Annotated in this window: 13 protein-coding genes; 5 read left to right on the top strand and 8 right to left on the bottom strand. The window is 44.1% G+C overall.

The features are described 5' to 3' along the window. Positions 1–187: 187 nt before the first annotated feature. The 4 genes from ACJJIM_RS08940 to ACJJIM_RS08925 all read right to left on the bottom strand — a co-directional run bounded on the left by ACJJIM_RS08940 (position 188) and on the right by ACJJIM_RS08925 (position 2,735). Positions 188–469 (bottom strand): hypothetical protein, encoded by a 282-nt coding sequence (locus ACJJIM_RS08940; protein ID WP_444913036.1) that lies wholly within the window; start codon positions 467–469, stop codon positions 188–190. 79 nt (positions 470–548) lie between these two features. Beyond that, on the bottom strand, positions 549–908 hold the full coding sequence (locus ACJJIM_RS08935; RefSeq protein ID WP_444913035.1) for a hypothetical protein: 360 nt from the start codon (positions 906–908) through the stop codon (positions 549–551). A 396-nt stretch (positions 909–1,304) separates the two neighbouring features. Next, positions 1,305–1,931 (bottom strand): hypothetical protein, encoded by a 627-nt coding sequence (locus ACJJIM_RS08930; RefSeq protein WP_444913034.1) that lies wholly within the window; start codon positions 1,929–1,931, stop codon positions 1,305–1,307. Between the two features lie 213 nt (positions 1,932–2,144). Next, positions 2,145–2,735 (bottom strand): hypothetical protein, encoded by a 591-nt coding sequence (locus tag ACJJIM_RS08925; protein ID WP_444913033.1) that lies wholly within the window; start codon positions 2,733–2,735, stop codon positions 2,145–2,147. 262 nt (positions 2,736–2,997) lie between these two features. Between ACJJIM_RS08925 and ACJJIM_RS08920 the strand changes: the two genes are divergently transcribed. After that, on the top strand, positions 2,998–3,747 hold the full coding sequence (locus ACJJIM_RS08920; protein ID WP_444913032.1) for a flavodoxin family protein: 750 nt from the start codon (positions 2,998–3,000) through the stop codon (positions 3,745–3,747). Between the two features lie 513 nt (positions 3,748–4,260). Here ACJJIM_RS08920 and ACJJIM_RS08915 read toward each other — a convergent pair. After that, a complete protein-coding gene (locus ACJJIM_RS08915) occupies positions 4,261–5,301 on the bottom strand; it encodes a cell envelope integrity protein TolA (protein WP_413665756.1) in 1,041 nt (346 codons plus the stop codon). Between the two features lie 904 nt (positions 5,302–6,205). On the opposite strand from ACJJIM_RS08915, the gene ACJJIM_RS08910 reads away from it, so the two are divergent. After that, complete coding sequence (locus ACJJIM_RS08910; protein WP_413665755.1) at positions 6,206–7,051, top strand: mechanosensitive ion channel family protein; 846 nt, start codon at positions 6,206–6,208, stop codon at positions 7,049–7,051. 79 nt (positions 7,052–7,130) lie between these two features. Here the strand turns inward: ACJJIM_RS08910 and ACJJIM_RS08905 are convergent, their stop codons facing one another. Both ACJJIM_RS08905 and ACJJIM_RS08900 read right to left on the bottom strand, forming a co-directional pair. Next, positions 7,131–8,327 carry a M12 family metallo-peptidase gene (locus tag ACJJIM_RS08905; RefSeq protein ID WP_444913031.1) on the bottom strand — a complete coding sequence of 399 codons (1,197 nt, stop codon included), beginning with the start codon at positions 8,325–8,327 and terminating at the stop codon, positions 7,131–7,133. Between the two features lie 271 nt (positions 8,328–8,598). After that, a complete protein-coding gene (locus ACJJIM_RS08900; RefSeq protein ID WP_444913030.1) occupies positions 8,599–9,489 on the bottom strand; it encodes a LysR family transcriptional regulator in 891 nt (296 codons plus the stop codon). A 58-nt stretch (positions 9,490–9,547) separates the two neighbouring features. Between ACJJIM_RS08900 and ACJJIM_RS08895 the strand changes: the two genes are divergently transcribed. Beyond that, positions 9,548–10,357, top strand: a complete 810-nt coding sequence (locus tag ACJJIM_RS08895) for an SDR family oxidoreductase (RefSeq protein ID WP_444913029.1) — start codon at positions 9,548–9,550, stop codon at positions 10,355–10,357. Positions 10,358–10,434: 77 nt separating this feature from the next. Further along, entirely contained in the window at positions 10,435–10,932 is a 498-nt protein-coding gene (locus tag ACJJIM_RS08890; RefSeq protein ID WP_444913028.1) for a DUF1097 domain-containing protein, read from the top strand. A gap of 129 nt (positions 10,933–11,061) precedes the next feature. Here the strand turns inward: ACJJIM_RS08890 and ACJJIM_RS08885 are convergent, their stop codons facing one another. Continuing rightward, positions 11,062–11,889, bottom strand: coding sequence for an alpha/beta hydrolase (locus ACJJIM_RS08885; protein ID WP_444913027.1), 828 nt, complete (start codon positions 11,887–11,889; stop codon positions 11,062–11,064). A 369-nt stretch (positions 11,890–12,258) separates the two neighbouring features. Here ACJJIM_RS08885 and ACJJIM_RS08880 point away from each other — a divergent pair, with 369 nt between their 5' ends. Then, positions 12,259–13,140: a putative selenate ABC transporter substrate-binding protein gene (locus ACJJIM_RS08880; RefSeq protein ID WP_444913026.1), complete on the top strand. Its 882-nt coding sequence runs from the start codon at positions 12,259–12,261 to the stop codon at positions 13,138–13,140. Positions 13,141–13,157: the final 17 nt, after the last annotated feature.

The following is a 13,157-nucleotide window of genomic DNA, read 5'->3' as shown; positions in this document are numbered from 1 at the left end:
AAGCATCGGATGTGACAGAAAAATCGTTGTATATCTAGCTTTTCCGTAGACTGATCAACATTGGCTACAAGATCTACTGCACAAGGATCAAGTCCCCCTTGATTTTCAATATGCTTCCCGCACAAAAAGCACTGATAACTTTTGTTGTCTCTCATAAATGAATAACTTTTACATTTGTAATACTAACTTACCCTACGCTCTTCGTACGATTAGATAAATCATACTTTATTAGCGCCGCTTTCAGGTGTTTTGCAGACTTAGATGTTTCATTCAAAAACCACAAGACTTCACAAACAAGAAAGAAGAATGCGATTCCAATTAAAAGATAGTCTTTCTTTACTATCCCATAGATTGCTGCCGCACAAAGCGGAAATATATAAGGCCAGTATGCAATCAAAGTTCGCTTCAGACTCGGAGCTTCAGCAATGCATTGAGCAACAACAGCTCTCTCTTCTGAGGTCAATTTCACAACTAATCTCTTGATATTCTTGTAAGACGGCGATTATTTCTATCCGTGTAGCAAGCTCGCCCCCACGAAACCTTATATGTTATTTTTCAAGCGAATCTGGCCAGACTGCGACGCATTGTCGATAATCCATTACCTTATATTCTTTAGTCAAATACACACAATTTTCACCATCAACTGATACAAACCTCTCCCCTTCAGGTAATACATATATCGGGAGCAGCTCTACAATATACCCTTGACCCGCTGAGCGGGCATTGTACACTATTTGCTCCGCAGCTTTCTTGTGACTAACTTGTTTGTAATAAAATTGGCGAGCCCTATCAACTGCCATAGCCAACTCGGGTGTTACAGTGTAATCCTTGCTCGGTATCCACTCTTGAAGTGCTTCCAGCTCTAGGGGCAAACACATCAAAGCAAAGTAAAATGCTGTACGCTTCATTTAAATACCTGGAGGCTCAAAAATACATGTAATAGATTGTTTTTCACACATTTATCACAAACCTCTTAATAGTTTTACTTTTCTATAGAGATTAAAAGCCATATAGCCAACACTTCAAACAAGCAAGGCAGGCCAGAGGGTTGAGCCACAACTCTGCAGGCAAGTGATTGATATTCGCACCACCACCGATGACCCAGCTACCTACTCTGAATTGAGCTATTTCTATAGTCATGCCAGTATCGAGTAAAATTGCTACATCAGAAACTGTAACTATAAAAGTGATAAAGTAAGCCCTATTATTTGGAAGACTAATTGTTCTTTAGAGTGACTCACTCTTGATACTTATAATGCTCCCATAACAGCCGATCTAAGCAAACTTAAAGTGCTCTACTGCAGTTAATTGGCTGGATATGCCTCCCTAAACCGCAGGCCAATTGCAGAGTACACATATTCAGGCTTGCCGCGCTCTCGCAGGTATTTCTCAACCTTTTTATAGGGGACCAGTAAAGCTATGTCATCGCGATCTATTAGAGCAGCATACCACCCGATTTCCGCCACTTTATTGCTGACACATGATAAGCCCGGGTTAACAAACTTCATGTAACGGCCACTTTGATATCCCCAGCCATGTAATAGCTGAACAATTACTACATCAGGATTAGCTTGATCACCTGACACCTCTAAAATCTTAACCACCGCCAAGTTTTTATCATTAGCAATATCTTTGTAGTTTAAGCCAGTTTCCGGATAAATATATTGAAATTCACCGTAAGGCGTTGTAGGTAGAATAATTGTTGGCGGTGGGTAATCACAAGCCAGTGTCTTCGGCACCGCCAAAATCAGTAAAGATAAAGTTAGACCATATTTCATATTTGTACCCCACAAAGCTCCTACAAGCGGCAGTCTTGCTGGGAGTGCGCTTTCGTCTATAAAGTAGCGATAGTTGATAAACTTGCTAAGTGTTCTATACACCAAGCTTAACATGCTATCACCTGCACCTAGATTATAAACACCACCCAGCATGGGCTACAGCCTCTCTGGGTGCAGCACTCTCCCTGCTTGCTTCATACGAACAAAATCAACGATACCTCAAGAGAAAGGCAAGCTAAAAAGGTTCGCCTGGGGCTGGAAACGTAAGTGTTGGCTAATTAGTAAGCGATACGAGCATCATTATTGCCTGATGATTATGGCAAATGAATATACTGGGCTATAAAACCGACAATAACACCAGCACCTTTACTGCTTGCTATGGGTCTCATTGAAGATTGATTCCCAGTCCTGATCAAAGGTCTCGGGTATTGACGAGGAAGTCCTCCGAAAGAACAGCACCCCAACATGAGCTTCGTGCCCCTTCTTACCGGTGCTGTCAGCAGTAACCTCCTCAATAAAGCCTCGCATAGTGCCACTGCCATCGAGGGTCAAATTTGTAACACTCTCATCGGACACATCAACAGCTACCACTTGAATTCTATTGCCACTCTTCATATAGGCAAAGATACCGATATCCTTAGCTATAGTGGTCTCATTCACCTTCTCTTCAACTGCAGTTAGTTGGTGCTTAACATCCGGCTTCTTCGTTACCTCAAGATAGCGACCGCCACCGCCCACCCCCGTTTGTTTGAGGACCTTAAAAGTTCGGCAAATCTGCCCCTTTTCTAAGGTAAAGGCATCTGAGCTATGCTCGTAAAAAATAAACGACTCACCTTCAATCGCACACCAGACCCCTTCCAGGGAATCTTTGGCTTCCGATTGGGCATTGGCGTGAGTAGCAACAAGAGTCAGAAGCACTGAGGGCAACAGAAGTGATAGCTGATTGATTATTTTCATGGTGACTTCCAAGATGGTAGTCAGTCAAATATAGGCGCAGCTTTACGGTTAGATAATCTTGGAGCAAGCTGAATCACGCCAATAGTAACTCGGCTACAGCTCTCAATCGGACCCTGGGTGGATAAATCAAAGTCTGATACCCACAAGATATATCAACTGAGACCGTGTCGCAGATCTATTTTGATGAAGTTCAGTCCATCCTCTTTGAAATCACGGGATTAGAACTCAGGCTATTATCTAAGTGGTGGCAAGGAGGCCCAAGATGACGACGTTAAATCAAAAGCAAATTGAAGACTGCAAGTCTAGTGCGTCGGACTTCTCCGACCTCAAGGCGCTATTCCTCAACTGCACCCTAAAACCTACGCCTGAACTCTCCCACACAGACGGTCTAATTCGCATATCCAGGGAAATCATGGAGCGCAACAAAGTCTCAGTTGAGGTTTTACGCCCTGTTGATCACGACATCGCTTTTGGTGTTTACCCGGATATGACGGAGCATGGCTGGGACACTGATGAGTGGCCACTGCTCTATCGCCGGGTTGAAGACGCAGATATCCTGGTTATAACCACGCCGATCTGGTTGGGAGAGAAATCCTCTGTCTGCACCCAAACTATTGAAAGGCTCTATGCGAACTCAGCTGACCTGAACTCTAAAGGCCAGTACGCATACTACGGCCGGGTGGGCGGCTGCCTTATCACCGGCAATGAAGATGGCGCAAAGCACTGCGCCATGAATATTCTCTACTCTCTGCAACACCTTGGCTATGTTATCCCTCCCCAGGCAGATGCGGCATGGGTGGGAGAAGCTGGCCCCGGCCCCTCGTATCTTGACCCCGGTTCCGGTGGTCCACAAAACGACTTTACCAATCGCAACACCACCTTTATGACCTGGAACCTGATGCATATGGCGCGAATGATAAAAGATGTGGGGGGTATTCCCGCCCACGGCAACCAGCGCTCTGCCTGGGATGCCGGCTGTAAGCCCGACTTTCCTAACCCGGATTATCGGTAGTAGCACACTTGACTAAAGAGTATATTTGGCCTGCGGAATTGGCCGGTAATGGGATTGCACACAAAACTCAGGCACTTGCGGGCACTTCAATTACTCCAGTTTCATATTATTCCAGCTTAACTTACAATACTGGTAGTGATCTCAAGCGACTCTTTATCAAACCGAAATAGATAACCAATAACATTTATTGATGGCTCAACTATATGTATAGATAACCTGAAGCAGGCCCCAGCCCCTAAAATAACTCCAAGTTGGTTCGCAAACTAATCGCCACAACCTCTCCAATCTAAAATATTAATTAGATTAAAAGCTTAATTTAACCTCTAGGTGCACCACGCAGCACACACTTAGCCCATGAATGGGTTCTATTTATCCTGTATTACAGCCTCGGATAGATACCAATAAAGGTATATCAGCTATTGCTCGGTGGGCGAGTACATACTTATAGCAATAGCGTACAACATAAAGGTGAGTGACTATAGAAACCAACTCACCCCTATAATTAACTAAGTGTTATTCAGAAACTCTGTTTAGTATTATAATTTGCTTAGTAGCACCTGCCACAGAAACAAACTCCGTCATACCTTGAACGGCATAATACCCGCTCGGTAATGGGGCTCCGTCACTATAGAATCGGTCCGGTTGCTTTGTAACTGCTACTTGAATATATTCATAATCATTAGGGCTATGACCATAAATAACGTAGTCATCTATGATATTAACAACCTTATAGCTTTCCGTGTAATCTTGCTCGACAAGATAGGACTTTGCTTCGCTGATTGATGAATACCCGTCACTGAGCTTATAGATAAGAGAGGTAATTCCTTGGGATACCCCTTTATACCCAAGAGATTTTGCTCTCGATTGCTCCGCTGCATAAGCTTCTTTAGCTTTTCGCTGTTGTTCCTGCTGCTTTTTCTCTTCAGCTTTGCGCTTTAGACTATTTTCTTGATCAACTTTTTCCTTCAGCGCTAGATATTTTGGTTCAAATACCTGATTACAGCTCTCAATTTCCTGTTTCTTCCACGAAGAAACTCTACTATCCAACTGTTTTGCTTCTTCTAAATCTCTTTTATAACCATTATAGTAATCGGAAATTGAATCATAATTAGCATTAAATTTTTCGGGGTCATCAATCCACTTATTTGCATGCTCGCACTTCCATAAAGCTTGATTGATTTTCTCTTGCGCCTCTCCCCCAGGCATTCCTGCGCTTTCCTCTGCCAACTTATTATCTGTTATATTAATCACTCGCTTGCAATCGGACACTACCTCAGAAAATGATTTCCCTGTAACAAAACGCTTTAAATTGAAAGTCTTACCACCCTTTGACTCAAGCTTTTCCAGGTCACGCATAATCCAGCGCTTATGGTCGTTGAACTCCTTTAACTCCCAGTCAAATCTGACTTCAGGTCTTGGAAACTCTAAAGCAGGGATCTCCTTACAATTCTTAACTATGTTATTCATCAGCTCCGTAGTATCTTTATCTGATCCCTTTAAGTTTACTGAAAAGGGGGATACGGACAGCGATAATGCAACTACCAATATTTTCACATCTACTCCTTTATGTGCAAAAAATATCGCAAGCCGACCAAAACCTTATTCAATTAAGTGTTTTAATCTTAAGCTTTTTGAAATTTAAATTGCCCTTCCAATTTATACAAACTTATTGAGTTCTAACTCAATAAGTGTTTGCCATTCTTATAAATGGTTGCCGCACTATTCTATCAAATTTCAACACCTTGCACCAAGGGAAGCGTCTAGCATCAAAACTTACTTTGTATTATGCAAAAAAACAACGCTCTTTCTGGTACATTCGAACCAAAAAACTAGGCCGCTTACATTCAATGTCAACACATTAATTGCAGGGATATTGATATTATCTTAAATACATACAAAATAGATATTCAGGAATAATTTTCATGTCAGAAGACGAGAGTATTATTTCTTACCCATAGTATATTTTTCGAAATTTACTTACTAAACATGTTTAGTAAGCTGAGCAACAAGAGGTCTAGAAATAATATTGTTAGAGATTTCCGAAGAGAAGTATAAGTCTTGCGTGGTAATCTTCAGGTTAACAGATATTAGCAGGAAGTAGTCCTAGGAACCTGCAGGGATACGGGCGACTCAGTACGAGCCCCCTATTTGCCTGGTGCTCGTTAGACTGCCGACTGCCGGATGAAAACCCAATCTTACCCCTCACCTTGCAACAAAATATATATCCTATATTTGGCGGAAAAACAACAGGCATAGCCTAATCCCTATACAGCCGCACGAAATTTGTCTGTTTTTTTCCTTGGCTATTTACAAGTTCAGAATCCGGGGATAAATTGCAACTGTTCACGATTATACCAACCCCTGCCACTCCAGCTTCGCTCATCTCTTCTATCCAGAAATGCCAATGGCAGTCAATAAGAAGGCGTGGCCAGCTGTTACCACGAGGTCCCTTTCCCGAATGAAACCAGAGTTCTTAGCGCATATCCTGGATAGCAAATTATTTATCACCATGTGCCTGATCTCAGTAGTGATGTTATTACGTGGCCTGCTCACGCTAGTAATAGCACGAAGTAGTTGGCAAAAAGCGGATAAGCGCCGCCGTATCAATACCGTACATAACCTTGGCAACTTGTTATTGGTAGTTGGCCTGATAGCAATTTGGGTAAGCGAACTCCGGGACTTTGCCCTATCCATTGCCGCTTTCTCTGTGGCAATTGTATTGGCACTGAGAGAGGGGGTGCAGTGCCTCGTTGGTGGTCTGTATCAGGCAAACATGCGCTCGTTTACTGTGGGAGACTGGATTAAAGTCGGCAATCAATTTGGTGAAGTCACCGATAGTGACTGGCTAAGCACCACCCTTTTGGAAATCGATCCGCACGGTTTGGGCAATGGCTATACAGGAACAACTCTGTACATCCCTAACAATGCCTTCTTTACCCAACCGGTAAAGAACCTGAACTTTATGCGCCGGTATATCGAGCATACCTTTTCGATTACCCGGGAAAGCAAAGGAATGAATCCATTTGAAGCCAAGAAGTTTATCTCTGAGCGACTTAAAGAACACTGCGAGTCCTTCCGTGAAGTTGCCGAACGCTACTGCAACCTGATCGAGAATCGCATGGGCGTTGAGCTGTCGGGGCCTGATGCAAAAGTCTGTATCACGACGAATGAACTCGGCCACGATGTAACCACGGTAACCGTCTTTTGCCCCCGAGAGGAAGCCACCAATATCGAACAGCTGGTGACTGAAGACTTCTATAACTTTTGGTTCGAGAAAACTAAGGACGTGGAGTCCAAAGCTTAACGCAGTTGTATTGAAGGGTATCGGCGATTGAAGCCGCTAGCAGTTCTGCCTAACTAGCGGCTCTTGTATGAATTTGCCGTTAACTTTCCCCATCGACCCGGAAGTTCGCAACCTCCCAGGCGCGCTCACGGATAACCCGCGCATTATCCTCTAGGTTGGAGGTACCTGTAGGGTCTCCATCTATTGTGATATCCGGGTTGGACCACTGCTGAATTCTGGGGCCGCCTCGATCAGACGGGCAATTGTAGGCCATCACACTCCTCCAAGTTGAAGGGGTGGTATTGCAGTAGCCGTGGCCATATTCAAACGGCTCCATATTCGAATCACTGTAGATAATATGTCGGGCTCCCATTAGGTGGCCAATTTCATGGGCAAAGCTGAAGTACCCCGTTGCGCACCCTTCCCTTGCGAAAGCAAAGGCTGTTGATTCCGATGCGTAGATCGTCTTAGCTAATCCACATGATCCGCTGTACAAATCATTGCCGGTTAAAACAATCATTACATCTGCACTATACAAGTCTCTAAGTTCGTATAGTTCTTTAGTTTCTGGATATGCGTCATTCGAAAAGTACTCGCGGTCCACATAGAAGCTACCGCTTTCTGCATAGCTGGTTCTATAAGAGTGAACAATTTCTACCGAGGTATTGACTTCACTATTGGCAAATGAAACATTGGTTTCCTCTTCCAATAAATCCATGTAGGCGGGTACATCACCGGCGTCTGCCTCAAAGGCATCGGTATAAGCAACTATAACGGTTATTTTTCCACCAGAGTCAGTAGTCGCAATTCCTGAGGTTGTGTTTAGCGCGCCAACCTTGGAAGTAAAATCCATCTCTTCGAAGTAGTTACTATCATGGTCGACAAGTGAATTGTCTGGAACCTCAGCGATTGTAACCGCGCCTTTTCCGGCAGGTCTCACTTTGTAGAGCCTACCTTCAGATTGTATTGAGCCAACAATTCTACCGTTGTTCTCGGCTAAGGTGATAAACCCTTTTCCATCCTCAGAAAATGCAGATAGTGAAGCCCTATTTTTTGTTGAGCGAATATTTTGCAAGGTAAACCGTTGCTTGCCGAGCTCACTGGGAACCTCAAGGGTACTACCGGGCTTCAAGCTAAAAATCTTATTATTTAAACTTTTTTTAGTTTTATGTGAGATTATATTTGATCTACTTTCACTCATGGAAGATTCAAAAACAACATTCACATTTTCTTCTGAATAAGCGCCAAATGTAGAAAATAGCAACACGAAAGGCGCAAGAATTTTAAAGCTTTTCACAGACATACTCCCTGTATCCGCTTCTCGGAAAATCAATTTAGAAAGATCCGCACTAAAGATAAAAATAAATCTATTAATGCAGCCTTTAAAATACTGAATAGAAATATTTATTGAAATCCACAGTGCGCGGCTACTCTATATGATTCTTAACTAAAAAAATATTCTTACGCCTACCAATAATTTAACTTCGCAAATTTTTGACAAGTTACTATCTGAAGAGCAGATAACTTTTTGGAAAATTAAATTCAAATGAAAGCTTAATCACAATCCTTTAAATGGAAACTGAAAATATTTTACTTAACCACTCAATAAATGCTCTAACCCTGGGAGATAAAAAGCGATTCTGGGTGAACACAACCGATACCGGCTCGCTGGGCGGGCGAAAATTGGGCAATATTTCAACTAAATTTCCAGCATCCAATTCTTTTTCTACATGAAACTTTGGAAATTGAGCTAATCCGAGCCCCCGCTTAACGCCATCCAAGTAACTCTCTGTCCCAGTTACCGTCAATTGCGCCGGAACTTGCAACGTCTCTACCCTATCGCCAAGACAAAAAGAGAGCGGCGTAGACTTCCCAGTCGTTATAGAGCGCAGCGCTACAACACGGTGACCATTCAGTTGTTCCAAAGAGCTTGGGTGGCCGTAGTGTTCCAGGTATTGCGGCGATGCGCATGTAAGCCGTTCCAGCATGATTAAACGCCTGGCAATCAGCTCACTATCCGCCAAGTGTCCATAGCGAATAGCACAGTCGACCCCTTCTTGGACTAAGTCCACCCATCGATCCCCCTCACTCATTACCAAAGAAATGTCAGGATACTGGGCAAAAAATTGGGGGAGTTGCGGCATAACAAAATGACGGGCAATAGTCCCTTGTACGTCTACCCGCACCTCACCGCCTGGCAATAAACCTGTAAATGCCCCTTCTGCTTCCTCTACGTCCGCAAGTATTGAAATACAGCGCTGATAATACAGTTCCCCATCCAGTGTTGCCCTTACCTTGCGAGTCGATCGCTGCAACAACCTGACTCCCAGCCGCTTCTCTAGCCGGTTGATCACCTGAGTCGATGTCGACCTCGGAATCCCAAGATCAGTAGAAGCGGCTGTAAAACTGCCCCGCTCCACAATCCGCACGTACAAGCGCATCGCATCCAGCTTATCCATATCGCCCTATTGTTTGTTTATTTGGAACAATAGGTTCTATTTTAGCCGGATTATCTACATGAATAACACGAATAGTATGGGAATACAGCCAAATCAGGGAGCTGCAAGGGCGGCTCCAGTAATCACTACGGAGATCATTATGGAGAAAGTGGCACTGGTAACAGGAGCTTCCCGTGGCATAGGCGCGGCGATCGCCTCTCGCCTGGCAAAGGATGGCTTTACCATTCTGGTGAACTTTGAAAGTAATATTTCAGCTGCCGAAAAGTTGGTAAACCGCATTGAAACAGAGGGTGGCAAGGCGGTTACTGCCCAAGCCGATATCAGTGATCAACAGGCGGTTTCACGCCTATTCAACTCGGCAGAAGTCACCTTTGGCGGAATCAATACTGTCATTAATAATGCGGGCATTATGAAACTAGCCCCTCTGGCAGAATGTGAAGAAGATGATTTCGATCGTCAGGTAGCTGTAAATCTTAAGGGCACCTTCAATGTCATGCGTGAAGCCACCGCAAGGCTTCAAGAAGGTGGCCGAATCATCAACTTATCCTCGAGTGTCGTCGACTTGTGTATGCCGAATTACAGCGTATATGCGGCGACCAAGGCAGCTGTTGAAGCTCTGACCCAGGTAGTCGCCAAGGAAATGCGGGGGAGAGATATCACTGTGAATGCCGTTGCCCCAGGGCCTACGGCTACCGAGCTCTTCCTATCCGGAAAGACTGATGAAATGGTGGGAAATCTTGCCAAAATGTCGCCACTTGAGCGATTGGGAAGGCCTGAAGATATTGCGAATACCGTTGCCTTTTTAGTCAGTGAGCAAGGTGGCTGGATCAACGGCCAAGTTATACGAGCCAACGGTGGAATTATCTAGCTTCACAGCCAATGCCCGCTTCAACTTAACAATCTCCAACTGATCGTTATACCAGTTGGAAAGAGGACTAAAAACCAATGGTCGATCAAGCCCAAGTACCGTCGGCTAAATACATCAGGGACACCCTTATCGCTGCAACTATTGCCGGTGCAGCAGCATTCACTTGCTCTATGTTAGAACTACCACCCTGGGCTATGTTTGTTGGCTGGGTTGCTTTCTTTTCACAGCCAGGCTCTGCCTTCAGCGCAATCTCCAGTGGGATTTGTGTTGCTCTGGGAATATTGATGGGGATGACAGCAGCTATAGTTAATGCCCTATTGCTACCAATGATGGGCAATATTGCCTTCGCAGTTATAGTGTTTTCCGTTGCATTTGTGGTGGTATCACTAAGAGGACTGCCACTTGTAGGTAATATCATTGCCTGGTTTTTAGGGTTAATCACTTTCTTTGCAGCCCATCCAGCCAACGTTCTATCTGGAGTGATTGGGCTGACAATAGTGACCGCTCTAGGCATCCTCGCTGGCTATTGCTGCTCCTACCTACAATCTCTTACTGGAGAAAGTAAAGCTAATTGATAGTCAGGGAGTCTCGGCATAATTCAGTAATGTCCTACAGGCCTTAAGAGGCTCCCTGATTTTAAGCTGGTAATCCCAATTTATGTTCAAAACTATATAAATTGAGCGTTAAATCGTATCCCCCCTCTCTCAATTCACACCGCAAATATCCAGTATCCTATTCATTAGATCATTATTTCTACTACTTAACATACGCGATACGGTATAGTGGTTTTTATTTTTCAAAAGTATATATTCGCACGGGCTTTTCGTTTGCTGTAGCTTCCCACAGTACCTTTTTGACTGGTCAATAAATTCCGCAGTCTCATCATCGCCTACTGCAACAATCGCTTTGGTGAAACATCTAATATCGCCAAAAATGGGACTCAAATTAGTAACGTCATCTTCTGATAAACGCAGAGATTCATTGAGATAAGATTGCCTCATCTTTGTTAAATCATAGAGCCCGCTTAACATAATAGCGCCGCTAATTGAGCTACGGACTTCAGGTGTCCACTCAAATTCTAAAATTTTAGCAACAAGAAAGGCCCCAACAGAGTGACCACAGACCACTATATTACTGGGGTTGCCATTCCAGCGATCAATATTCTTATATATCCATAAGAATGCCTTTATATTTTGCTCAATAATTTCTTTAACACTGACGGCGGGTGCCAAATCATAGTTGACCAAGGCAACTGTACACCCGGCCTCTACAAAGGGCTTGGCAATGTACCTGTATTGCTTTTTATCTAGCGCCCGGAAATACCCGCCGTGGATGAACACAAAAACCGGTGCAGTAGGAGATTTAGCAGGGAATATATCAATCTTTTCACCGGGGCTATCTCCGTAGCTGATATCCAGTGAGTTTCTCAGGGTTTGCGTGGCCAAATAGCTTTGTAGCTCATTGATTAGCAGATGCACTCTACCAAATGGGTGCCGCTTGCGCAGATTAAACTGATCATCATACTCACTCATTCTATGTTTCGACTCCGCAAGTGCTGGCATAAACTGCCTATTTTATACTAAAGGTTCTTTCTAGAGTCTAAGGAGCCTCCAAACAACTCCGTAACTCCCCTGGCTTGTGTGGCGGGCATATTTATCACAGAAAGCATCCTTCAGAGGAAGAAACCCTATAATAAACACCTGTACAGGCCTAAATATGTGTCAACTATCTCAACAACTCAGATATTGCGGATAAATGGTAGAAAGCCATCTCACTTTTGCTAGCCCAAATAGAGAAATACAATTTCTTCCAAACATTCTGATCTATATATAACGCCTATAGTTAAACTTTTAGTTTTATCCTACAAATTTTGAACTACAGATCCGCAGAGGACCAAAAGAATGTTAAAGCGTTTAACCGTGTCTATTCTAAGCCTCGTAATTCTGTGCGGCGTACCCTTCGTATTATCTCAAGAAAACCCAAAACCTTTTGTTTTCACTGCCATTCCAGACCAGGACCCGGAGCGCTTACAAAAACGCTTTGGCAAAGTTGCACAGTATTTGTCCGACACGCTTAGGGTTGAAGTTAAGTACTTATCGGTGAAGTCCTACAGCGATACGGTTGAAGCCTTTAAAAATAACAAAGTTCAATTGGCCTGGTTTGGCGGATTTACTGGAGTACAGGCCCGTGTTGCGGAGCCTGGCGCCAAAGCCATTGCCCAGGGAGAAGGAGATCAAAATTTCACCTCCTATTTTATTGCGAATAAAAGTACTGGGCTCACTCCCTCAAAAGAGTTCCCCCGTGGTATTGAGGGTATGACCTTTGCTTTTGGTTCAGAGCACTCCACTTCTGGGCGGCTAATGCCGGAGTATTTTATTAGAAAAGCACTGGGCAAGCCCCCGGCCGAGGTGTTCAGCCGTGTAGGCTTTGCCGGCGACCACTCCAATACCCTCGATCTAGTGCAGTCTGGGAAATATCAGGTGGGCGCCCTGAATCACAAAGTGTGGGAGAACGAAAAGAAAGCCGGCAAAGTGGATGAGAGCAAGGTGCAAGTAATCTGGAAAACCCCAGGATATCCAGATTACAACTGGACAATTCGTGGGGATGTCGATGAAACCTGGGGCAACGGTTTCTTAGACAAGGTCCAGCAGGCGATTTTGAATATGCGGGACCCTAAACTACTTGCCGCATTTCCCCGCAAAGGGTTTATCAAAGCCGACAACTCAATGTACCAGCCAATCGTCGAGACCGCTCACGAAATTGGCTTGTTGAATAATGAGTAAGCGAGCTGTTGGCCCTG

It is taken from the genome of Microbulbifer maximicatervae (SeqCode) (genome assembly GCF_052467615.1).
Note: the sequence above shows the minus strand (reverse complement) of the source record. Positions and strands in the feature narration are given on the sequence as shown.